Below are 21,319 nucleotides of genomic sequence, written 5' to 3' on the forward strand. Positions count from 1 at the left end.
ATGTTTAATTTAGTAGTTTATATATTTATTGAGCTACGATCACCATTGCTGGACGCAACACGCGATCATGCAGCTGATACCCTTTTTGCAAGACATTGACGATCGTTTCAGGTTTTGTCTCGCCCTCTGCTGGGACAGTTTGCACTGCTTGATGCAGATTCGGATCAAAAATTTTACCTTCAGCTTCGATCTCTGTAATGCCTTCTTCTTTTAATGCAACTGTTAAGCTCTCAAGTACCATTTCTACACCTTTTTTCAGGCTGGTACCGTGATCATCAGTAACCTCTGTTGCTAAGGCTCTTTCTAAATTGTCGATCGCCGGCAATAGTTTCTTACCAAGATCTTGTGAACGATAACGAACTAATTGTTCGCGTTCATTTTTGTTACGGTTAGACATATTCGCGATCTCAGCGCGAGCTCGCAAGAATTTATCTTCCATTTCATTAAACTTATTGGTCAATTCCTCAACCTCAGAAATTTCTGGAATGTCAATGTCTTCCGCTTCTTTTTCAATCGAGTCATTTTCAGTTTCTTCGACTTCTTCAATTTCCTCGTCAACTTCTTGTTTCTTTTCTTTTGCCACTACGCATACTTCCTTTCTTTTTAGGAATCATTTCTTAGTGATATAAATCTAAAGAACGATAATAATCGTCTAATGCATTTGTCAACTCGTATCGGAAAACTTCCAATAAACCAAAGATTTTTGAATACGGCATTGCTGTTGGACCCAATAGTGCAATCGTTCCTCGACCATGCCCGCGAATCTCATAATTTGCTTGAATCATACTTAATTGATCAAACAAATCATTCCCCATCTCTGTTCCGATTCGAACGTGGATATTGTTATCAGATGGCAACAATAATTGCGTTAATTCGTCGGAATTTTGCATCAATGAATACATGGACTTAACATGGTTAACATCTTGATCAGGATTGAAATTCAAAATATTCATTCGGCCGCTTACAAACACTTTATCCTCAAAGGCATCATTTAAAATAATGTCAAATAAATGACTGATTCCTTCGGTGGTTTGGAAATAGCGATGTAAGATCATAGGAATCTCGGTTCTTAATTTTTGATAGACACTCACTAAAGGCTGCCCTACCAAACGGTCATTGATGATACGAACCATTTTTTCCAAATCTTGACTGTCGACATTTTCAGGTATGCGAAAAACTTGGCTTTCAACATTCCCTTTGTCCGTAACGATAATCGCCAAAATCTGCCGGTCATTCAACGGAACGATCCGAAAGCCGGTTAATGTCCGATCTTTCATTTCAGGACCTAGTGAAAACGCCGTGTAGCTGGTAACTTGTGAAAGTATTTTTGCAGATTGCTGAATGATATCATCAATTTCGTGAATATCATTTTTTAGCGATCTGCGAATCTGATCTACTTCTTGATTACTCACCTTTGCTGGCGTCAATAAATGATCCACATAATAACGATAACCTAAAGCGGAAGGTATTCTCCCGGACGAAGAATGAGTTTTTTCTAACAGACCCAATTCTTCTAAGGCTTTCATGTCATTGCGAATAGTCGCGGAACTTGCTTTTACGCCTTCTTCCATCAAACTTTTCGACCCAACCGGCTGTCCCGTATTGGTAAAGTCTTGGATGATTAAGCTGAGAATCAGTTTTTGTCTTTCCGTTAACATTCTTCTCATCCTTTAGTTAGCACTCTTTCTTTTTAAGTGCTAACTCGATTATTAATATACCACATCTGTTTTATAAGTCAAGGAAAAAATATAAAAAATTAGCACTCTCGTAACGAGAGTGCTAATTCGATTTGTTCAATAAAAATTTCTCAAAAACATCATTCCCTCGAAACAGTCCATACTTTGTCAAAAATACCCGTGAATCTGTCTCTGTTAACAGGTTTTGCTCTTTCAACTCATTAATGACCATGCTGTAGACATCGGTCATGCTTCGCCCGAAGCGAGCTGCAAATTTCGCTTTGTCTACTCCTAAAATTTTTCTTAAGCCTAAAAACATCTCTTCTTCAATCTGCTCTTCTTGGGATAAATATTCTTCTTCAAGCACTGGCAAATGTTCGTCATTCAAAGCTTTCAAATAATGTTGTATAGGTCCACGATTTTTATAACGTCGATTACCAAGGTACCCACTAGCCCCTGCACCAAGTCCAAAATAATTTTGATTGTTCCAATATACGAGATTATGCTGACTTTCAAAACCTGGTTTCGCAAAATTACTAATTTCATATTGCTTGCGCCCTGCTTTTTCCATTGCTTCAATCGTTTCTGAATACATTTGAGCTTCTAACTCTTGCTCTGGCAAATGCATTTTTCCGCGACGAACCCAATTCATAAACATCGTTTGGTTTTCCAAAATCAACGAATATAACGCATAGTGAGGTAAATCCAGAGCTAAGGCACGAGCAACAGTATCGTGAAAACTTTCTAAACTTTGTCCTGGCAATGCATAGATCAAATCAATCGTTACATTCCGAAAATCTTTTTCTTCTAATAAACGAATCGTATCGTACACATCCTGTGCAGTATGTTTACGTCCAATTTTTTTCAATAATCGATCATCAAAGGTTTGCACACCCATCGATAAACGATTGACTCCGTAATTTTTCATAACATCCAATTTGTCACCTGAAAGATCACCAGGATTCGCCTCAACCGTAAATTCCCCATCCTTGTATGGCAAAACTTCACGTAAGCCGCTTAATAACCGATCTAATTGTGTCGCATTCAACGATGTCGGCGTACCTCCTCCGACATAGAGCGTCTCCATTTTGCCAACTGGATTTTGCGCTAGCGAGAGACGCGCTTCCTTCAGCAATGCTTCAATATATTCATCTACTGGTTGTCCTTCAAGAAAAACCTTGTTGAAATCGCAGTAGTAACAGATATGCTCACAAAAAGGAATATGGATGTAAGCAGAAGTTGATTGTGTCATTGTGTTCCTCTTTCTTCTATATAAATAGTAACAACAGGTATTCTATCATAATTCTTCTTACTATCAGCAAATAGTAGATTGAATAAAAAAATATATTAAAAAATAAACGAAGAACCATTCCCAATACTCAAATTATCTAAACCTTTTTATCTGGAACTTCTTTCTATTGAAGCCCGATTATTTATTTTGAATATTTTGGTTTAATGGTCTCACATTTTTATAGAAAAATGAAACTCCATAAAATCTAAAAAAAAGACCGTTCATCAGAAACGGTCAGCAATTATCTATAGTAAATTATTTAACCTTACGACAAGTTTTACGTATTCCATTCAATAATCTTGAACATCGAATTTTCTGCTTCAATTATTGTGTAATTTCCCTGTTCTAAAACGATTCCCCAAAAATCAAGCTCAGGAAAACATTTTTTTAAAATTGTTCGCAAACCACCTAAGTGGCCGACGATCACAAAATCTTCTTTCTTTTGGAGCAGCTTTTCAAAACAGTCCAGTATCCGGTATTGAAAGTCTGAAAATCTTTCAGCATTTTTAGGTGTATACTCAAATGGTGACAAAAGCCACTGCTCCCATTCCACTGGAAAGTCGCTGTTGATTTGATCTGCGTTCATTCCCTCCCATGCCCCAAAATCCTTTTCATCCAAAGCTTCTAAAGAAATGGTTGTTTGATTCGGAAAGATTCGCTTCGCCGTTTCGATCGTACGCTGTAGTGAACTCGTATAGACAATAGCATCAATATTCAACTTTTCAAATTTTTCTGCCAGCAAATATGCTTGCTCGATGCCCGTTTGATTTAATGAGACGTCCGTCTTTCCGTAAAACAGATGACGCCGATTATATTCTGTTTCACCATGACGAATCAAATATATTTTCATAAGAAACCTCGCATAAGAACCAACGTCAGTAAAAAAACTGCTTGCGAAATTGGTGAACAAGCACCTAATGTATCTCCATTAAAACCGCCCACTTTTTTTAAGACCATGCTCCGATAGAGAATCGTAATAAGAAGGTTGGTAATAAAACAGATAAGACCGGTCCTTCCTAAAAAAAGGAATAGCACTAAAAAAGAAATTAATTGACAAAAAAATACATCCTGAACTTTCACATTCAAAAAAGTTGTACCAAGCCCCTCAGCATTGCTTCCAGCATATTCCATTTGATAAAACAGAAGACTGATTCCGTTTTTTCCAATAAGATTTAACAACAATACGATAATGGCTTGTAACTTAATACTTGTTTGCGGGAGTAATGAAAAAAAACTGAAGGTTAAAAATAGATAATAAAAAACGATAACTATTACACCATTACTGCCCACTCGGCTATCTTTCATGATTTCCAGCATCCGCTCTTTTTTTCGTGATGAAAAAAGCCCATCTGCCATATCAGATAAAGCGTCTAAATGAAATCCGCCCGTAAGCAGGACATCGAAAAACAAAATAAATATCCATGCGATACTAGCTCCGAACAAATACTGCAAAGGCCAATATACGACAGCCTCAATAAAGCCAATCATCAAACCGAACAGCGAAAAGAAACGAACACCCGAACGCATTTTTTCTTCTGCATCATCGATTGCTACAGGAATCGGTATTCGTGTAAAAAATTGAAAATACAAAATTATACTATCAATCATTTTATTTTCATAGGAATACCAGCTATCACTAAAAATGCGGCATCCGCTTCCTTCCCTAAAGATTGATTTACGTGTCCTAACACATCTCGAAACCAGCGAGAAAAAGAATTTTTCGGAACGATCCCTAATCCAACTTCATTCGATACCACTATCAGTTGTGAAGAACTTTTTCTCGCTGCCATTAGAATTTTATGCCATTCGGTCAGAATCTCAGCTTCGATATCTGCTTTTGCGCTTTCAGATAATTTTGCAATCTCCTCATCAATTACTTTAAAATCTTCACCGAATCGTTCTTTCATTAAATGGAAGAAAAAATTTGTCGTTAACATGGTGGCACAATCTAGTAAATGCGCGGATACTTGCTTTTGCTGGAATAAATCAGCGATATCCAAAAAAGTTTCAGTCGTTTGCCAATTTTTAGAGCGTCTCTTTTGATGAAGCAGCACACGATTTTTCATTTCCTCGTCCTGTGCTGTACAATTCGTAGCAATATAATTGATTTTTGCTTCTGTATCAAGCAAACTCTCTGCAAATGCAGATTTCCCACTACGCGCACCGCCAGTAATCAATGTGATCTCTCCCAAAGTTAATCACTCCTTCGTGAACTCGCCAATTTTTTTTAGTTCAGGATAGCGAGTTAAAATATCTTCTTCATGAGCCTTTTTTACTGCCAATAAAATGACGGACGCAGGGCCGGCGGAGCAATCGATTTCTTTCTCTTCAAGAAATTCCACTTGATATTCAGAGCCTTCAGCCATCACCTGTGCTTCGTAACGAATCCCTTTTGACCCCACAGGAAGCATATCTAATACTCCCGACTCTTTTTTTAAGGCCTTTACTATAGAGTAGGAAAAAATTTTATGCTGATTTCTCACGACTGTTTCCCCGACATAAGGTTGGCCTAATTGCAAAAGACTGCAAGCTTCCTTCATTTTAAAATTTTCTTTTTCTGTTGAAGTCTCGGCAATCACCGTTACTCCAAGACTAGTTGTTTTTGTGAGCATGTTTTCTTCTGTACTGCCATTTAATGGCAAATGAGATAGACCCGCCTTAGCTAACTCAGTTTTTATTCCCTCCAACATCCGTTTCCCAGTTGGGAGGTACTCATTTCCAACCAGATCAATAACGGCGATTGGCTCTGCCCCATAACAAAACAGTTCCATTAAGGGAACACGTAAACAAAAAGCGGCTGTCACTGTCGGATCAATCGGAACAACATCTTGTTCCTTTTCACCGATTCCGGCACTAGAGTCACAGGCAATCACCAGCCGTTTGTCGTTCGAAATAGGCAAAATGGAAAGATCACGATACTCGGTTGTCATAGACACAGCGTTCTCACTCCTCATGTTCGATTTCTTGCAGCAGACATTCATAAAGATGCGGCATATCATAAATCTTTGGCTGAACTGCAACTGGATGCTCTTTTTCGATCACCTTTGCTGTGACAGGTCCAATGGCGGCTATTTTCAAGCGTAACCAAAAATCAGCAGGCAACTGTAACATTGTTTCCGTTACTTTGGAAAAAGAGGTCCACGCAGAAGGACTGGCGAAAAGTACATAATCCAAAGCTTCATTAAGCAATAGTCTTCGCAAGCGATCTTGATCTTCAGGATAGAACTCATTTCTATAAATCACCTTTTCTAAGACCACATGCCCTCGGCTGGTCAACACATTATATATTACACGTCGGGCTTGAAATGAATGCGGCCAAAAAACTCGTTGTTTTCCATTTACAAAACTCAGCCACTCCTTCACTAAACCTTCAGAAAAAGCTTCTTTAGGTTGAAAATCAACATCGTAACCTAAGTCTTGCAATGTTTTAACCGTTTGATTGCCGATAGCGAGTATCTGAGCATGGCTGTTCAATTGAGTAAAATCAAAATATCTTACCGCGTTGCTGCTGGTAAAAAAAATCCAGTCATAATCGCGTTCCAAGTATTCATACGGTTGAAGTACTGTTCGATTTAAAGGGATTGTAATGACTTCAACATCTTTTTTCGCAAAGGCTTGATGAATGCTATCAGGCATAACAGCTTCTCTAGTGTATAAAAGTTTCTTTTTGATCGTTTTTACACTCCTCAATCAACGTAATCGCACCTTGCTGCACCATTTTAGCGGCCACAGCTTTTCCTAAAATTACCGGATCATCACCCTGCATTGTTTCTTTCAAAATGATTTTTCCATTTTCACTGCCAATCATTCCTGTTAATTCATAAGTATCACCTTTGGGAAAGCTATACGCCCCCACCGGAAAAGTACAACTGCCATCCATACTATTTAAAAAGGCCCGTTCGGCGGAAACAGCAATTGCTGTTTCCGGATGCTCCATTTTTTTAAGCATTTGCAGTACTTCTTTATTATCTTTCCGACATTCCAAAGCTAGAGCACCTTGTCCTATAGCTGGCAGCATGATTTCTGGAGAAAGCTCTTGGTGATACACCGTTTGATCCAGACCTAATCGCTCTAATCCTGCTAAAGCCAAAACAATCGCATCATATTGACCTTCACTCATTTTTCTAATTCTAGTATCGATATTCCCTCGGATCGGCTGAATATCGAAATCCGGACGGACATGCAAGAGCTGTGCTTTTCTGCGAAGACTGCTGGTACCCACGACAGCATTTTTCGGCAAGGTTTCCAAACTTACCCCAGCATCTCTAATAATCAGAGCATCCGTTGGCGAATGCCGCTTCATGACACACGCAAGCGTCAAGTCTTCATGAATAGTAGTGGGGATGTCCTTCAAGCTGTGTATGGCAAAATCAATATTGCCTGCACGAAGCTGATATTCTAATTCCCTTACAAAACAGCCTTGACCACCAATCGCCTGCAAATTATGAGTTGCCAAATGGTCGCCTTTCGTTTTGATCTTAACGAGTTCAACTTCCACATCTGGAAAATGGCTTTGAAAAACTGCTAAAGCTTGCTTTGTTTGTGTCGTGGCTAGTTTACTGCCGCGTGTCCCTACCTTCAGTTTTTTCATTTTCTTCCTTCTTTCGTTCGGATAGCTCCATTTTTATTTCTTCCTATTAAAAACTGAAACACTATTTTCATAAAAAACCTCAGATTGTCCGGCTTGTCCATTGACCCAACGAGCCAAAACAAAAAAATAATCTGATAAGCGATTTAAAAATTTCAAGGCTTCTTTATTGATAGCTTCTTGTTGTTCCAATAGACTCACAGCATTTCGTTCAGCTTCGCGGGTAAAGCATCGACACAAATGCAGATTTGCAGCACTGACCGTTCCGCCCGGTATAATGAAACGATCGATTTTTGGTGATGCAGCCCAATAAAAGTCAATCTTTTCTTCAAGCCACTCAATCATTTGCGGATCAATTTTATATGGACGTTTTTCTTCTGGAGTAGCGAAGTCGCTCCCACAATCAAAGATCCATTGCTGAACTTGGACTAATTCAGCATATAAAGAATGCTCTTGTGCATCTAATGAAGCCACGGTTAATCCTACTTGTGCGTTTAATGTATCGATAGAGCCGTACGCCTTAACGCGGGGAGCGTTCTTTTTGGCTCTTCCTCCACCGACTAATTTAGTGTAACCGCGGTCTCCATAACGCGTATAGATGCTCATGCGTTTACCTCCTCTTGATTCATGATTTGATAAATTTTATCTAAGTCAATATTTTCACGAATCAAATCCGCCAACTTATTATACTGTTGATTTTTATATTCGTTATATGGCATGGCAGCTTCGTTAATTGGAGACAGGCCTTTTGCTTCTCGTACCTGATTTAATAATTTTCGTCTCCAAATACTATTATCAAAAACGCCATGAAGATAGGTTCCGATAACCAATTTATCAGAACTGACAGCACCATCATTTCTTGAGATCGTTTTACCGTTAGCAGAAATAAGATGAGCAAAATGGTGCCGCTCATGATTTTCCGTTCTTCCCATATGAATTTCATAGCCGCTGATTATTTCTTTTCCAATTTCTGCTTCCACTCTAGTGGTTGTTTTCTCTGCTTCGAAATAAGTTTCTGTTTCCAGTAGCCCTAATCCCTCTAGGCTGCCGTGGACAGATTCGACTTGATTTGGATCGTGCAGCATTTTGCCTAGTAACTGAAAGCCGCCGCAAATTCCAAAAATCATTTTACCCTCATCACGAACACGCTGGATTTCTTTTGCCAAGCCTGTTTTTTTTAAATATAGACAATCCTCTAAAGTGTTTTTGCTTCCAGGTAAAATAAGAATATCCGGACTGCCTAACTGATCATTTGGAAAAACATATCGAACAGATACATCCGGTTCACTTTCCAAACTTTTAAAATCAGTAAAATTCGACATTTTAGATAACCCGATCACTGCAATATCCAAATCTTTTTGTGTATTATACAAACGGTTAACCTTCGATAGTGCCACACTATCTTCATCTTCAATATTTAATTGAGCATAGGGTATTACTCCTACCACTGGGACATCTGTTAAATCCTCAATCATTTTCAACCCTGGGTCCAATAATGCGATATCTCCACGAAATTTATTGATGATGATTCCTTTGATTCGTGCTCTTTCCTCTGGCTCCAACAAATGAACAGTTCCGTAAATTGAGGCAAACACACCGCCTTTATCAATATCAGCTACTAAAATTACCGGTGCATCAGCGATTTTAGCCATTCCCATATTGGCGATATCTCGACTGTTTAGATTGATCTCGGCTGGGCTGCCCGCTCCTTCGAGTACAATCACATCATTTTCTTGAAGCAGTTCTTGATATAAGGTAGATATCTTCTCGATCAGTTGCGGTTTGAATTCATGGTATTCTACTGCATCCATGTCACAAAGGACTTTTCCATTAAATATTACTTGTGATTTTCTATCAGAAGTCGGCTTTAATAAAACAGGATTCATACGTGCATCCGGCTCGATCCCAGCTGCTTCGGCTTGAAAAACTTGAGCACGGCCCATTTCCTTTCCATCCATAGTGATATAAGAATTGAGCGCCATATTTTGTGACTTAAAGGGCATTACCTTCAAACCATCTTGCTGAAAAATTCTACATAATCCAGCAACCAGAATACTTTTGCCTGAATCCGATGCAGTCCCTTGAATCATCAAACTTTTACCCAATATACTCACCTCGCCTTCATCTTTGTTCGCATAAATTCCTGTTGGTTTTTAACAAGCGGAAAACCTAATTGCTGATGCACCTTGACTAACCATGGCTGTTCTAAGCCAGCAGTCTTTAGTACTTCTTCATCTAAAAAAACTTGATCTGATTTGCCTTCTTTAATGATTGTCCCCTTATCAATTACATACAGATAATCACAAATCTCGTACATCAAATCCATATCATGACTCGATAAAATGATTTTAGTTCCTTGTTGTAAGAGTTGAGAAATGATCTCTATCATCTGTTGCTTTCCAGCGGGGTCTAAGCCAGATGTTGGTTCATCTAGCAGCAGCCACTTTGTTTTAAGCATCAAAACACTTGCGATAGCGACTTTCTTTTTTTGTCCATAGCTCAGGTACTGTACCGGTTTCTTTTTTAAATGTTCGATTTTAAGTAAAGAAAATACCTCATCCATCCTAATTCGAATCTGTGCAGGGGCAATCCCTAAATTTTTTAAAGCAAACGCGACATCATCTTCAACGATCGAATAAAAAATCTGATGATCCGGTTCCTGAAAAACGATTCCCACTTCTTGTCGATACTGATAAAGTGCTGACTTTTTATAATCTAATGGTCGATCTTCGTAGATAATCTCACCTCGAGTAGGGCGCAACAATCCAACGATTGCCGCAAACAAGGTGGACTTTCCAGAACCATTCGCTCCTAAAATGCCTACCGCCTTATGATTACTAAAATCCAAAGAAAGATGATGCAGTACATCTGCTTGATTCTCGTAACTGATGCATAAATCTGTTACTTTAAACATTTTGCCTCCTTCTTTCATTCGATTATTACAGCGGAAAATCTCCGTCAAAAAATTTCATTTCAAGAGAAAGAATCATTTTATTGAAGCGATCAAATGTTTGAAAAAATAAAATCTTGATCAATGCTCCTAATGATTGATAACTATTCTTTAGCCCCCGATACCCAAAACGCATGTCTTGCGCTCGCTTGATGATCAGAAACTCATCAGCAAAAATGAAAATAAAACGATACATCAGCATTGTCAGTTCTATTAATAGTGTGGGGAAATGTGCTCGCTTCATCACCAACAGTATTTGATTAAACGGTACAGTCAGGATAAAGAAATACGTGCAGATTAAACAGCTAAAGGAACGGAAAAACAGCCTAGTTCCTGTAGTTAATGAAGCTCTTGTTATCCCTAAAAAATGATTGAATAAGGAAATCTCGAAAATGAACCCTCCTGAACGCGGACTGATTGAAAATAGGATAGTTAAAATGCTTATCACTAGAAAAGGTGCGGGAACTAGTAACCATTTGAAATATCGCCTAACCTTTACTCTGGTGACATAAATTGTCGTAATCCCGACAATTAAACTGATCGAGCCTTGGATTATGGGAGGCGTTAAAAAGCAAATCATCAATAAAACGAGATACAGAATACTTTTAAGCCCAGGTGAAAGCTCGATTAATCGGTTCTCATAGGCTATCTTATCAATTAACAGCATTTTTCTTCTTTCCTTTGTAATAGCCTAAGATATAAGTAATGATCCCAACTCCTAGACTTCCTTGAAGAGTAAACAGCAAGCTTTCAATTTCTCCACTTTTAGGTTCCAACAATGAATCGAACCAAGGTTTATAATTCGGGTTAATTTCGGTAATAACTGTCTCCGCTTCACCATCAGATCCGCCAAATTCGCCAGTTTGATTAATTAGCAACGCTCCAACCATTAGCACTACTACTGCCAACAAGAGAATAATGTTCAAACTAGTTTTTGATTTATTTTTTTCCATTGTTTAAAATGCCTCCTTCTTGAAAAGGAAAATTCGCAGAAATCAGATTATAAGCAACAACTGTCAGCAAGCCTTCCGCAATAGCAATCGGAATCTGCGTTAACATGAAAACTCCGACAAATTTCATGATCGCACCAAAAACGCCAGTTGAAGGATCTGGAAAAACCACTCCCAGTTGAAGCGAGGTCATAAAATATGTTGCGAGATCCGCAATAAAAGCACATAGGAATAAACATACGGAATTTGAAGCATTAAACTTTTTCAAAAGAAGATACACTCCATAACCGACAAAGGGACCAACTACCGCCATTGAAAAGGCATTAGCTCCTAAGGTTGTTATCCCTCCATGTGCAAGCAGCAAAGCCTGAAATAGCAAACAAATCGTTCCTAAAACACTGATAACACCCGGCCCGAATAATGCAGTTCCGATTCCGACACCTGTTGGATGAGATGTGGAGCCGGTAACTGATGGAATTTTCAAAGCTGACAAAATAAAGATGAATGCACCGCTGAAAGCTAACAAAACCTTATTCTGCGGATTATCAGCAACTGCCTTTTTGATGCTGATCAAACCATAAATAAAGAAAGGAATAAACGCTGCATACCAAAACAAACACCAGCCTAACGGTAAAAAGCCTTCCATAATATGCATAGCATGAGCCTTTTGCGGTGTAATTAGAATCAAAAGCAACAGTGCAAGAAGAATTTTTCGAATCGTTTTCACTTTAGGATTCATCTTTTTTACTCCCTTTCAACTTTCTATTTTTGTAGACGATCATGGTACTAAAATACGATAGCTGATCTTGTTCACTTAAGTCATTTAATCCAATCATTATTTTTTCTGATTCCATTGAAGAATCGCTGACTAGTATCGTTTGTTCCAATAAATCTAAGTCTGTTAAAATTTTAAGAATCTTGGGCAATGCGATTGAAACTTTCATTAATATTACTGTTGAAATTTGTTCTAAAGCTGTACGTATTATTTTTTCGTCAGCAGTAGCCGGCAGAACAGCATAACTTTCTTCATCAATCACCAATGGAATTTGCAAATTGTTGGAAATCTGACAGAAAGAGGATATGCCCGGGACTGTCTCTGTTTCGATCTTATCGGTCATTCGCTCCAACAAGTAACTATATGTGCTATAAACCATCGGATCTCCCAATGTGATAAAAGCCACGTTCAAACCTTTTTTAACATCAACAATAATTTCCTCAGCGATCTCGTTCCAAGCACTTCTTTTCTCATCCCAATTGTTCACCATCGGAAAATGACGTTGTTTGATTGTCAGGCCTTCACTTAAATAAGGATCAACAATTTGTAAAGCTAGACTTTTCCCACCTTTTTTAGATTCAGGTGTATAAAGACAATCCACCATTTCTATGATTTCTTTTCCACGAACCGTTAATAAATCTGATGCGCCTGGACCAGTACCAACTCCATAAAATTTAGCCATTTGTCTTTCCTTCCATCATCGCACCGGCATGCTCGACAAACATCTGTTGTATTTCCGGCGCTTCCCCCATACCTTTAAGAAATGCTTCAACAGAAAAACCAGCCTGCTCCAGCTGAGATTTCCAAGAGTCTTCTTCATCAGATGCCATATCATTTGTGGCATGATCACCTGCTACCAACATTAAGGGATACAATTTGATTTTTTTATAATGACTGTATTGAAGGCGATTAATCAGTAAAGAAATTTCCGGATAACTTTCAACTGCGCAAACAAAAATCGCCTTGTCCATTAGCATATGGTCTAAGCAAGCATAAACCGTAAAGGCTGAATGCTGGCTACCATGCCCCATTAGCACCAGACATTCATCATCGTCTAGATTTTTTGCTAACACTTCTAACCAAGCCACAATTTTTTGATAATCCGCTATACTGCTTAATAATGGCTTACCAACTTTTATCAGTTTTAATTGATTTTTATAGCTCAACGCTTGATGGAGTGCTTTGGAGTATTCACTACCGGGAATAATGTGTAACGGCTGAACATAAATTTCATCATAACCGTCAGCAATCAGATCTTTCATTTGCTGATCGACCGTCAAAATTGTCGTGTTCTCCTGCTCTTTAATTTTTTTTATCACTTTATTAGAAGTAAAAGCACGAAATACATCAAACTCTGGGTATGCTTCAGCTAGTTTTCTCTCTACAGCTTCAATCGTTTTTTTCCTTGTTTCTGGATAACTTGTACCAAAACTGACGGCTATTAAAGCAGGTTTCATCGCTCCATCTCCTCTTTTAGTTTTTCTATAACGCTTTGATAACTTGGTTCGTTTGTTTGAATCACAGGAATTTGATAAGCCTCGAAGACCTCTTTTGTTTTTTGACCCATGACGACAATTTTTTTCTGTCTGGCAAATGCCAACTCTTGATTAGTTAGAGCTCTTAAAAATAATCGGGCAGATTTTGAATTTGGGAAATACATCAAATCTGTCTTCTGCCATAATTCCGGAATCGCTACAGTTATTTTCTCTTCATGACTAATCAGTCTATCTCCTAGAATCTTTTGATCATTCAAGCAGTCAATTGTTAATGCATCACCTAAGAACAAGGTCTCTGGAGTAACCTTCAACTCCTGTAAACAAATACTCAAGTCTAAATAGTTTTGATCTGGTTGAATACCATTTTTTTCTAACGCTGCACCAGTATGGTGTCCTACAGTAATAAATTGCCAGCCAGCTAAATTTCGCCAATCAATTTTATTCTGTTTCATTGCTCGAATAAACATCTCAATGCTATGCTGATCCGTAAAAACAACCTGTTTCGAGTTAATAAAAGGAACTGCTTCATTAAAAATTTGTGTGGTACTCGGTGGTAGTTCTATGATCTCCGCACCTAGATCCGTCAGACGACTAGCCATTTTTTTCTTTTTTGTAAATGGGATCGCGATACTCATTGAAAACAACGGACGCTCTTCAAAAAAGTTTAGTTTTTTTCTGCGCTCGACAACTTGTCCAATCACAATCAAGCTAGGTGGTTGCAGTTCAGCTGACTTGGCTTGTTCGAAAATGGTTTCCAGTGTTCCTACGACTGTTTTTTGCTGTTGGCGACTTGCCCATTGGATGACCGCAGCAGGAGTATTTTTATCCTTACCATGATTTCTCAGTTGTTTCGTAATTTCCTGTAATCCTGACATCCCCATCAAAAAAACTAAAGTACCTTCTGCTTTAGCTGCAGTTGACCAATCAACAGCCTGCTCCGAATTATTCAAATGACCAGTGTAAACATGAAAACTTGCGGCCAGGTCCCTGTGCGTAATTGGAATCCCTGCATAAGCTAATCCGCCGATTGAGGAAGTAATTCCAGGTATGACTTCAAAATTAATTCCTTCCTTTTTTAGAGCCGCGCCTTCCTCTCCGCCTCGACCAAAAACATAAGGGTCTCCACTTTTAAGACGAACAATATTGAATCCTTGTCGCGCCTTTTCTATCATGATTTCTTCGATTTTATCTTGAGGAACCGGATGATAATTAGGTTTCTTTCCTACATAAATCTTCTCGCAGTCTGCTTTACACGCGTTTAAAATCGCTGGGTTAATCAGTCGGTCATAAACAATTACATCCGCCTGTTCAATTTTTCGCAATCCTTTAACAGTTAATAATTCTGGATCTCCCAGTCCTGCACCAACTAAAGCGATTTGTCCAATCATTTTATCCCCCCTTTACTCGATCAATAAGCTCTTCAATAGAAGAAAACTTATTCGGATATTCTATTTGTTCACGTTTCAGTACAATACAAGGAATATTCAACTCATTACAGGCTTGAACTTTTTCTGGAAAGCCTCCCGCTTGTCCACTTTCCTTTGTAATCATTACTCCGGCCTGATTATGGATTAATAGTTCTCGGTTTAATGATTTAGAAAACGGTCCTTTTATTGCTTCAATTTGGCTAGTTGAAAGCCCAAGTTTTTCAATTGCCATCAATACTTCAATTGTCGGTAATACTCTGACGATGATTCGTTCCTTGGGTAAGTATTTTAGAAACTCTCCTAATGTCTTGCTGCCTGTAGTCAGATAAATCGTTCCTGAATATTCGAGTGCCTTTTGACAAGCAGTTTTTATCGAAACAGCTGAAATCATCTCATCGGTAAGATATGAAGTCCTTTCAAAACGAAAATAGTTGACGCCTGTTCCGTTACAAGCGGAAATGGCATTTTTTGATACCTCGATTGCATAAGGGTGTGTTGCATCAACTACTTTAGTAATTTGATGTTTCTGAATAAATGCGATCATCTCGGATTCAGTCAATCGTCCCTTAATGATATGTTCCGCTGCAGAGCTTGCTAAATTCTCTCCGTAGTCTGAAACTACTGACAAATAAAAACTTTGATCGCATTCATTAAATGCTTCAGCGATTTTCAAGCTTTCAGAGGTCCCTCCCAGTAGTAAAATCATAGTTGATAACCTCGTGGTGTAATCATCCGATTATCTGAAATATAGGTTTCTTTGTTGCCAACTAAAACAACTGTAGTCATGTCTACTTTTGTTTCATCTAATTCCGCTATCGAAGTGAGGATTGCCTCTTCCTCTTTTCTGCCAACATCTTTCGCTAATCCAATGATGGTATCTTTTGATTTGTATTGTTGAATAATTTCTAATGCTTTAGCTAAGTGATTGGGTCTGCCTTTACTTCTTGGATTGTAGAGACAGATTACAAAGTCTGCACTGGCAGCTGCATGGAGACGCTTTTCAATCATTTCCCACGGAGTCATCAGATCGCTCAAGCTGATATGGCAAAAGTCGTTCATTAGAGGGGCTCCCAATAAAGCCGCTCCTGCGATGCTGGCGGTGATACCTGGGACAACTTTGACTGCAATCTCCTCATCCATTTGACTCGTGAGCTCTAAAATCAGTCCTGCCATACCGTATACTCCAGCATCCCCGCTGGATATAACCGCTACATCCTTCCCTTCTCTTGCTATTTCAATTGCCTTTTTGCACCGGTCAATCTCTTGTTTCATTCCTGTACTGACCAACTCTTTTTCATCGATCAATTCTTTGATCAAACGAATATAAGTCGTATAACCGACAATCACATCAACTTTTTTAATGACTTCAATGGCTTCAAGCGACATCTTTCTCTTTTCGCCCGGTCCTAATCCCACAACATACAACATGTGTCGTCTTCATCCTTTCCCAACGCAAATGTGACTCCATGATTTGCGTAACGTTCTGTCACCACTTGTCCATTACTTGCTAAATCAGCAGCAGCCAAACTTACACTACCGACACCAGTTACCTGCTTTACAAAGGAGGATTGTGGATATTTCTCCGAGACGGCAGTCAATTGTTCTGCTGAAAAGGTTTCAAAAGGAACATCAAGCCATTTCGACAATTGGATAATCCCAGGTTCTTCCTTTTTTAACTCTATACTGACGATTTTTTTTATACTCCGATAATGGACATTCACTGATTGGCAAAAATTTAAATATTCTTTCTTAACAACAGAAAAATCGCAGCCTTTTTTAGCTCCAATCCCCAATACATATCTTCTTGGGACGACTTGTATGATTTTTTCAGTTAGATTTTCCTCGTTTTTATCTGAGATAAGTAAAACAGCAGCAAAGGAATCAATGGGATCATTTTTTTTAATTACCGTTAATCCTCTAGTATCCTTAACCCATTCTTCACGTTGAATCAGTCCGACCTTTTGATGATTGGCTAAAAGGCGATTAACATTCTTAGTCGTTTCTTTAAAATCAGCATACCAAGCATTAATTTCCTTACTTAGTACATCGAGCGCCGTTACTTCCTGAACATCCGTGGCAGTGGTAATCACTGGACAGCTGTTCAATTTTGCCGCAATCTCTAGTGTTAACTGATTTGCTCCGCCGATGTGTCCAGATAAAAGACTGATTGTATGTCTTCCCTTTTCATCAAGTACAATAACCGCTGGATCATTTTGCTTATCTTCTAATACTTCTGCAATGCTGCGAACGACGATTCCAGTTGCCATAATACAAACCAATGCATCGTATTGTTTAAAAAGCAGCTGAATGCCTGTTGTAAATCTTCCGGTAGGAAATACTGTTAAACCATTTTCTAGTTTGTCTTCAGATACAAAAATTGGGATATTATTATTCCAATTTTCCCGGAGCTCTTTAGCAAGTTTTATTCCTGCCGAGGTCAAAGCTAAAATCGCAACCTTATTCATTGCTCTTCACATCTCGATATTCATGTTTAAAGGAGGCATCATAAAGCTTGGAATAATAAAATTCATCACCCAAAAATTCACCGACCATAATCAGCGCTGTTTTAGTGATATCTGCTTCTTCAATTTGTTCTGCAATCTTTTCTAATGTACTAACAATTTTCTTTTCCTCTGGCCAAGTTGCCTTATAGATGACTGCTGCGGGGGTAGTCGGTTGATAACCTCCAGCGATCAACTCCTCAACCACTTGAGCTATTCCCTGAATCGAAAGAAAAATCACCATTGAAGTTTGATGCTGAGCAAAAGAGCGTAAACTTTCTTTTTCTGGTACCGGTGTTCTTCCTGCCATCCGCGTGATAATCACACTTTGAGATATCTCAGGAACTGTATATTCCACTCCTAAACTAGAGGCCGCACCCAAAAAGGAGCTGACACCTGGTGTACAAGTAAATTCAATTTCACGTTTTTTTAATTCTTCAATTTGTTCGCGAATGGAACCGTAGATCGAGAAATCACCTGTTTGCAACCTGACGACCTCACTGTTTGATCGAACACCGTGCTCCATTTCATCAATGATCTCCGTTAGATTCATTGAGGCACTGTTGAAAATCTTACAGTCCTTCGAACAATATTTCAGAAGCTCAGGATTTACGAGTGATCCTGCATAAATAACGATATCGGCCGAACTTAGAAGCTGATATCCTTTATACGTGATAAGCTCGGGATCGCCCGGACCTGCACCAACAAAATGTACCTTTGCCATACAACTATTCCTCTTTTCTCGTTTCAATAATGATTACTGGATTTTGCGGCTTAAAATAATGACCTTGACCTAATTTTGTATACTGACCAACTTGCAACTGAATCACTTGAAAAGGATAAAGTTCATCCTCCAGCCATCTAATAGCTTCAAGCGCATTTTCTATTAGAATAAAATTCAGTACTAAGCGTCCGCCTGGTTTTAAGCTTTGAAAGCCCCAAGCTAATATTTCTGAAAGACTTCCGCCTGTTCCGCCTATAAAAATAGCGTCAAAAGTATCGTTCAACTCAACTGGTGCCTTTGCCAAAATGCTTTTTATATTGGTTAACTGAAACTTGTTTTGATTCAGCTTTAAGACATCGAGTGCAGCCTGCTTCGAGTCAATCGTTGTGACCATTAGTTTTGGATACATATAGGCTGCTTCGATTGCCATACTGCCCGTTCCAGTACCAATGTCCAAAAATTTCTCTGCTTTTTGCAGCTGCAGCTTTGCCAAGCTAACCGTTCGAACTTCTTCTTTCGTCATCGGAACTTCTCCGCGAATAAAACAATCATCCTTCATTTATCATCACCACTGCATTCATTTGATAGTCTTCATCAGGAACTTCACAGGCCTTGTAACAGCTAATCTTTTCATCAGAGTAGCTAAGATTTTCTCCAATATAAAAAATTGTCTTGCTGCCTCGCTTTACCGCTTCTTGAGCTAGCTGATAGGGTCCATTAACTTTATCCGTAACAATTCCAACTTTTGGTAATTTAAAGAGCAATGAAAAGTCAGGGATTCGGCCATGACTACTGGTAATAAAGCAGTCTTCCATCGGAATATTTAAACGATTAAATAAATAGTGAAGCGAACTGATTCCTGGCAAAATCGTCAATTTTTCTGATGAAAATCGTTTGGTTAACCATTTCCCAATACCATAAGTCAATGGATCTCCAGAAGCTAAAAGTACAATCTCCTCGTTTTGATGATCTGTTAAAAATACAGCCAGATCATCTAAATTACGAGGGAGCTGGCGGCATTTATTTATTTTGTTTGCTGGGACAATCTTCAACTGCCTTTCGCTTCCGATAATTAATTCTGCTGCAGCAATTGCATCTTTGGCTCTATCAAACAAATAATCCTGTGTTCCTCCCGGTCCAATTCCAACAACAGTGATCATTTCCATTCCTCCTTCAACGACTCAAGTGATTTAGTTGAAGCTAAGTAACCTCTTTGAGAAGAAAATAAAACGACCTCGATAGTTGGTTCATGCTTTCGATATTTTAGTAGACCTTCAGAACGTTGTTTTATTTTTTCAGCTATGACTTCATAAACTTCTTCATAGCCTGTATTTGCAATAATCTCTCCTGCTGCTTCTGTCGTTAAGCATTTTTGAATTTGTTTTAGTTGCGCAACTGGCATACCTAACAAAGCTAGATTGGCAATCAAAATTTCAGTTCGCGCATCCGCATCCTTGCTATGGGTGGAAAAAATACCAGCAGAAACTTTGATCAACTTTCCTAAATGTCCTACCATCAATATTTTTTCAAATTCCAAACGCTGCACCTCTTTCAGAACGTATCCGACAAAATTGCTCATAGAAACAATTTTATCTTTACTAAGCTGCAGTGTTTGAAGAACGAAATCTTCTCCATAATTTCCTGGACATAAGATTACTGAGCGCTGACCTTGGCTTTTCTTCATTTCTAGTTCTAGGGAAATAGACTGTTTCCAGCCTTCTTCAGACATGGGCGTGACAATACCCGTAGTTCCTAAAATTGAAATACCGCCGATAATTCCCAAACGACGGTTCATCGTTTGATTTGCAATAGTTGCCCCTTCTGGAGCAAAAATCATGATATCTGCCCCTTGGTCTGGTCCAATGATTTCTCGAACAGATGCTTCAATCATTTTTCTTGGAACCGGATTGATCGCAGCCTCGCCCACGGGAAGCTGCAAGCCAACTTCCGTTACTCGGCCGATACCGATGCCGCCATCAATAACAATTTGATTTGTTGTTGTTTTTGCAACCCTTGCTCCAATCAGCATCCCGTCCGTTGCATCAACATCGTCACCACCGTCTTTTACGACAAAAGCTTGGCATCCTTCTTTCTTCATTTCCATCGAAGCGATCGGAATCGTTAATTTTTCTTTATTCGGCAATTCGATTTGAACATTCTCATGAGCCTCATCCTTGAATAGCAAACATGCTGCTGCGGTTGCAGCTGCCGTCGCGCAAGAACCCGTGGTGTATCCCTTGCGTAATTTTTTTCCATTATAGAAAACAAATTCCTCCATCAGCTTTCCCTTTCTACTAACTGGTAAAGCATTGCATTGATGATCGCGGCCGCAACATTACTACCGCCTTTTCGTCCCCTGGCGACAATAGATGGAACATCGCTTTCAAATAGAGCTTCCTTTGATTCGGCTGCTCCAACAAAACCAACAGGAGCTCCAATAACTGCTGATGCTGCTAATTTCTTTTTGTCAATTAACTCCAATAGTTTAAAAATTGCAGTCGGTGCATTGCCGATGACAAAGAGTTTTGGCCCCTCAACGTTTGCTGCTCGTTCGATTCCTGCCATTGAACGGGTCATCCCTTTAGCCTTTGCTTGTTCAGCAACTTCAGGATCAGCTATATAGCATTCATATCGAATACCCAATTTATCTAAAATCCGTTTATTGATCCCGCTAAGAGCCATCGTCGTATCTGTAAAAATAGTGCCATTGCCTGCTAAGAAAAAAGTTTCTAATTCTGTGATGACATCATTGGAAAATACAAGATTTTTCAAATAATCAAAATCTGCACTCGTGTGAATCACACGTTTGATGATTTTCTCTTCTGTAGTATTAAAAAAGACGAAATTAGGAAACTCCTTGTCGATAATTTCTTGAATAATATGGAAACTTTCTTCTTCAATCATTTGCGGATTTTTTATATAGTCCACACGATTCCCTCTT

At 38.9% G+C, this 21,319-nt stretch carries 26 protein-coding genes; all 26 read right to left on the reverse strand.

The genetic code is table 11. The features are described 5' to 3' along the window. Positions 1-25: 25 nt before the first annotated feature. Positions 26-583 carry a nucleotide exchange factor GrpE gene (gene grpE / locus FFR60_RS10470; RefSeq protein ID WP_137664109.1) on the reverse strand — a complete coding sequence of 186 codons (558 nt, stop codon included), beginning with the start codon at positions 581-583 and terminating at the stop codon, positions 26-28. A 34-nt stretch (positions 584-617) separates the two neighbouring features. After that, positions 618-1,658 carry a heat-inducible transcriptional repressor HrcA gene (hrcA, locus tag FFR60_RS10475; protein WP_137664110.1) on the reverse strand — a complete coding sequence of 347 codons (1,041 nt, stop codon included), beginning with the start codon at positions 1,656-1,658 and terminating at the stop codon, positions 618-620. 121 nt (positions 1,659-1,779) lie between these two features. After that, positions 1,780-2,928 carry a radical SAM family heme chaperone HemW gene (gene hemW, locus FFR60_RS10480; RefSeq protein WP_137664111.1) on the reverse strand — a complete coding sequence of 383 codons (1,149 nt, stop codon included), beginning with the start codon at positions 2,926-2,928 and terminating at the stop codon, positions 1,780-1,782. A gap of 316 nt (positions 2,929-3,244) precedes the next feature. Next, a complete protein-coding gene (locus FFR60_RS10485; RefSeq protein WP_137664112.1) occupies positions 3,245-3,817 on the reverse strand; it encodes a histidine phosphatase family protein in 573 nt (190 codons plus the stop codon). Beyond that, on the reverse strand, positions 3,814-4,575 hold the full coding sequence (gene cobS, locus FFR60_RS10490; protein ID WP_137664113.1) for an adenosylcobinamide-GDP ribazoletransferase: 762 nt from the start codon (positions 4,573-4,575) through the stop codon (positions 3,814-3,816). Before cobS ends, FFR60_RS10485 begins: the two co-directional genes overlap by 4 nt. Continuing rightward, positions 4,572-5,159, reverse strand: coding sequence for a bifunctional adenosylcobinamide kinase/adenosylcobinamide-phosphate guanylyltransferase (gene cobU, locus FFR60_RS10495; protein WP_137664114.1), 588 nt, complete (start codon positions 5,157-5,159; stop codon positions 4,572-4,574). Before cobU ends, cobS begins: the two co-directional genes overlap by 4 nt. A 6-nt stretch (positions 5,160-5,165) precedes the next feature. Then, positions 5,166-5,897 carry a hypothetical protein gene (locus FFR60_RS10500; protein ID WP_249354991.1) on the reverse strand — a complete coding sequence of 244 codons (732 nt, stop codon included), beginning with the start codon at positions 5,895-5,897 and terminating at the stop codon, positions 5,166-5,168. Between the two features lie 13 nt (positions 5,898-5,910). Beyond that, the gene (locus tag FFR60_RS10505; protein ID WP_137664116.1) at positions 5,911-6,603 is read right to left on the reverse strand and encodes a uroporphyrinogen-III synthase; all 693 of its coding nucleotides are present in this window, start codon (positions 6,601-6,603) and stop codon (positions 5,911-5,913) included. A gap of 10 nt (positions 6,604-6,613) precedes the next feature. Continuing rightward, entirely contained in the window at positions 6,614-7,558 is a 945-nt protein-coding gene (gene hemC, locus FFR60_RS10510) for a hydroxymethylbilane synthase (protein WP_088932337.1), read from the reverse strand. Positions 7,559-7,591: 33 nt separating this feature from the next. Continuing rightward, entirely contained in the window at positions 7,592-8,161 is a 570-nt protein-coding gene (locus FFR60_RS10515) for a cob(I)yrinic acid a,c-diamide adenosyltransferase (protein ID WP_137664117.1), read from the reverse strand. Further along, positions 8,158-9,645 carry a cobyric acid synthase gene (locus FFR60_RS10520; RefSeq protein ID WP_371853251.1) on the reverse strand — a complete coding sequence of 496 codons (1,488 nt, stop codon included), beginning with the start codon at positions 9,643-9,645 and terminating at the stop codon, positions 8,158-8,160. Before FFR60_RS10520 ends, FFR60_RS10515 begins: the two co-directional genes overlap by 4 nt. Before the next feature lie 20 nt (positions 9,646-9,665). Continuing rightward, the gene (locus FFR60_RS10525) at positions 9,666-10,469 is read right to left on the reverse strand and encodes an ATP-binding cassette domain-containing protein (RefSeq protein WP_137664119.1); all 804 of its coding nucleotides are present in this window, start codon (positions 10,467-10,469) and stop codon (positions 9,666-9,668) included. A gap of 25 nt (positions 10,470-10,494) precedes the next feature. Further along, positions 10,495-11,172 (reverse strand): cobalt ECF transporter T component CbiQ, encoded by a 678-nt coding sequence (gene cbiQ, locus FFR60_RS10530; protein ID WP_137664120.1) that lies wholly within the window; start codon positions 11,170-11,172, stop codon positions 10,495-10,497. Beyond that, positions 11,159-11,458 (reverse strand): energy-coupling factor ABC transporter substrate-binding protein, encoded by a 300-nt coding sequence (locus tag FFR60_RS10535; RefSeq protein WP_088932332.1) that lies wholly within the window; start codon positions 11,456-11,458, stop codon positions 11,159-11,161. Before FFR60_RS10535 ends, cbiQ begins: the two co-directional genes overlap by 14 nt. Further along, positions 11,445-12,194, reverse strand: coding sequence for an energy-coupling factor ABC transporter permease (locus FFR60_RS10540; RefSeq protein ID WP_137664121.1), 750 nt, complete (start codon positions 12,192-12,194; stop codon positions 11,445-11,447). Before FFR60_RS10540 ends, FFR60_RS10535 begins: the two co-directional genes overlap by 14 nt. Beyond that, the gene (locus tag FFR60_RS10545; RefSeq protein WP_137664122.1) at positions 12,184-12,912 is read right to left on the reverse strand and encodes a cobalt-factor II C(20)-methyltransferase; all 729 of its coding nucleotides are present in this window, start codon (positions 12,910-12,912) and stop codon (positions 12,184-12,186) included. Before FFR60_RS10545 ends, FFR60_RS10540 begins: the two co-directional genes overlap by 11 nt. Beyond that, a complete protein-coding gene (locus FFR60_RS10550) occupies positions 12,905-13,687 on the reverse strand; it encodes a sirohydrochlorin cobaltochelatase (RefSeq protein ID WP_137664123.1) in 783 nt (260 codons plus the stop codon). The genes FFR60_RS10545 and FFR60_RS10550 overlap by 8 nt, the downstream gene beginning before the upstream one ends. Continuing rightward, positions 13,684-15,114, reverse strand: a complete 1,431-nt coding sequence (gene cobA / locus FFR60_RS10555) for a uroporphyrinogen-III C-methyltransferase (RefSeq protein WP_137664124.1) — start codon at positions 15,112-15,114, stop codon at positions 13,684-13,686. The genes FFR60_RS10550 and cobA overlap by 4 nt, the downstream gene beginning before the upstream one ends. Position 15,115: 1 nt before the next feature. After that, entirely contained in the window at positions 15,116-15,859 is a 744-nt protein-coding gene (gene cobK, locus FFR60_RS10560) for a precorrin-6A reductase (protein WP_137664125.1), read from the reverse strand. After that, entirely contained in the window at positions 15,856-16,581 is a 726-nt protein-coding gene (cobJ, locus tag FFR60_RS10565; RefSeq protein WP_137664126.1) for a precorrin-3B C(17)-methyltransferase, read from the reverse strand. Before cobJ ends, cobK begins: the two co-directional genes overlap by 4 nt. Beyond that, a complete protein-coding gene (locus tag FFR60_RS10570; RefSeq protein ID WP_137664127.1) occupies positions 16,560-17,618 on the reverse strand; it encodes a cobalt-precorrin 5A hydrolase in 1,059 nt (352 codons plus the stop codon). Before FFR60_RS10570 ends, cobJ begins: the two co-directional genes overlap by 22 nt. After that, positions 17,611-18,378: a cobalt-precorrin-4 methyltransferase gene (locus tag FFR60_RS10575; RefSeq protein WP_137664128.1), complete on the reverse strand. Its 768-nt coding sequence runs from the start codon at positions 18,376-18,378 to the stop codon at positions 17,611-17,613. The genes FFR60_RS10570 and FFR60_RS10575 overlap by 8 nt, the downstream gene beginning before the upstream one ends. 4 nt (positions 18,379-18,382) lie before the next feature. Beyond that, entirely contained in the window at positions 18,383-18,901 is a 519-nt protein-coding gene (locus tag FFR60_RS10580) for a decarboxylating cobalt-precorrin-6B (C(15))-methyltransferase (RefSeq protein ID WP_371853220.1), read from the reverse strand. A 25-nt stretch (positions 18,902-18,926) separates the two neighbouring features. Then, a complete protein-coding gene (cbiE, locus tag FFR60_RS10585; RefSeq protein WP_137664130.1) occupies positions 18,927-19,538 on the reverse strand; it encodes a precorrin-6y C5,15-methyltransferase (decarboxylating) subunit CbiE in 612 nt (203 codons plus the stop codon). Further along, entirely contained in the window at positions 19,535-20,656 is a 1,122-nt protein-coding gene (gene cbiD, locus FFR60_RS10590) for a cobalt-precorrin-5B (C(1))-methyltransferase CbiD (protein ID WP_137664131.1), read from the reverse strand. The genes cbiE and cbiD overlap by 4 nt, the downstream gene beginning before the upstream one ends. Next, positions 20,656-21,306, reverse strand: a complete 651-nt coding sequence (locus FFR60_RS10595; RefSeq protein WP_137664132.1) for a cobalt-precorrin-8 methylmutase — start codon at positions 21,304-21,306, stop codon at positions 20,656-20,658. Before FFR60_RS10595 ends, cbiD begins: the two co-directional genes overlap by 1 nt. Positions 21,307-21,319 lie beyond the last annotated feature (13 nt).

It is taken from the genome of Enterococcus hulanensis (assembly GCF_005405485.1).
Lineage (GTDB): Bacteria > Bacillota > Bacilli > Lactobacillales > Enterococcaceae > Enterococcus_A > Enterococcus_A hulanensis.

What these genes read in the sequence shown, in the direction of transcription:
- hrcA (WP_137664110.1), bottom strand. Translation starts at nt 1,658, where the DNA reads ATGTTAACGGAAAGACAAAAACTGATTCTCAGCTTAATCATCCAAGAC.
- hemW (WP_137664111.1), bottom strand. Translation starts at nt 2,928, where the DNA reads ATGACACAATCAACTTCTGCTTACATCCATATTCCTTTTTGTGAGCAT.
- FFR60_RS10485 (WP_137664112.1), bottom strand. Translation starts at nt 3,817, where the DNA reads ATGAAAATATATTTGATTCGTCATGGTGAAACAGAATATAATCGGCGT.
- cobS (WP_137664113.1), bottom strand. Translation starts at nt 4,575, where the DNA reads ATGATTGATAGTATAATTTTGTATTTTCAATTTTTTACACGAATACCG.
- FFR60_RS10500 (WP_249354991.1), bottom strand. Translation starts at nt 5,897, where the DNA reads ATGACAACCGAGTATCGTGATCTTTCCATTTTGCCTATTTCGAACGAC.
- FFR60_RS10505 (WP_137664116.1), bottom strand. Translation starts at nt 6,603, where the DNA reads ATGCCTGATAGCATTCATCAAGCCTTTGCGAAAAAAGATGTTGAAGTC.
- hemC (WP_088932337.1), bottom strand. Translation starts at nt 7,558, where the DNA reads ATGAAAAAACTGAAGGTAGGGACACGCGGCAGTAAACTAGCCACGACA.
- FFR60_RS10515 (WP_137664117.1), bottom strand. Translation starts at nt 8,161, where the DNA reads ATGAGCATCTATACGCGTTATGGAGACCGCGGTTACACTAAATTAGTC.
- FFR60_RS10520 (WP_371853251.1), bottom strand. Translation starts at nt 9,645, where the DNA reads ATGATTCAAGGGACTGCATCGGATTCAGGCAAAAGTATTCTGGTTGCT.
- FFR60_RS10525 (WP_137664119.1), bottom strand. Translation starts at nt 10,469, where the DNA reads ATGTTTAAAGTAACAGATTTATGCATCAGTTACGAGAATCAAGCAGAT.
- cbiQ (WP_137664120.1), bottom strand. Translation starts at nt 11,172, where the DNA reads ATGCTGTTAATTGATAAGATAGCCTATGAGAACCGATTAATCGAGCTT.
- FFR60_RS10535 (WP_088932332.1), bottom strand. Translation starts at nt 11,458, where the DNA reads ATGGAAAAAAATAAATCAAAAACTAGTTTGAACATTATTCTCTTGTTG.
- FFR60_RS10540 (WP_137664121.1), bottom strand. Translation starts at nt 12,194, where the DNA reads ATGAATCCTAAAGTGAAAACGATTCGAAAAATTCTTCTTGCACTGTTG.
- FFR60_RS10545 (WP_137664122.1), bottom strand. Translation starts at nt 12,912, where the DNA reads ATGGCTAAATTTTATGGAGTTGGTACTGGTCCAGGCGCATCAGATTTA.
- FFR60_RS10550 (WP_137664123.1), bottom strand. Translation starts at nt 13,687, where the DNA reads ATGAAACCTGCTTTAATAGCCGTCAGTTTTGGTACAAGTTATCCAGAA.
- cobA (WP_137664124.1), bottom strand. Translation starts at nt 15,114, where the DNA reads ATGATTGGACAAATCGCTTTAGTTGGTGCAGGACTGGGAGATCCAGAA.
- cobK (WP_137664125.1), bottom strand. Translation starts at nt 15,859, where the DNA reads ATGATTTTACTACTGGGAGGGACCTCTGAAAGCTTGAAAATCGCTGAA.
- cobJ (WP_137664126.1), bottom strand. Translation starts at nt 16,581, where the DNA reads ATGTTGTATGTTGTGGGATTAGGACCGGGCGAAAAGAGAAAGATGTCG.
- FFR60_RS10570 (WP_137664127.1), bottom strand. Translation starts at nt 17,618, where the DNA reads ATGAATAAGGTTGCGATTTTAGCTTTGACCTCGGCAGGAATAAAACTT.
- FFR60_RS10575 (WP_137664128.1), bottom strand. Translation starts at nt 18,378, where the DNA reads ATGGCAAAGGTACATTTTGTTGGTGCAGGTCCGGGCGATCCCGAGCTT.
- FFR60_RS10580 (WP_371853220.1), bottom strand. Translation starts at nt 18,901, where the DNA reads ATGACGAAAGAAGAAGTTCGAACGGTTAGCTTGGCAAAGCTGCAGCTG.
- cbiE (WP_137664130.1), bottom strand. Translation starts at nt 19,538, where the DNA reads ATGATCACTGTTGTTGGAATTGGACCGGGAGGAACACAGGATTATTTG.
- cbiD (WP_137664131.1), bottom strand. Translation starts at nt 20,656, where the DNA reads ATGGAGGAATTTGTTTTCTATAATGGAAAAAAATTACGCAAGGGATAC.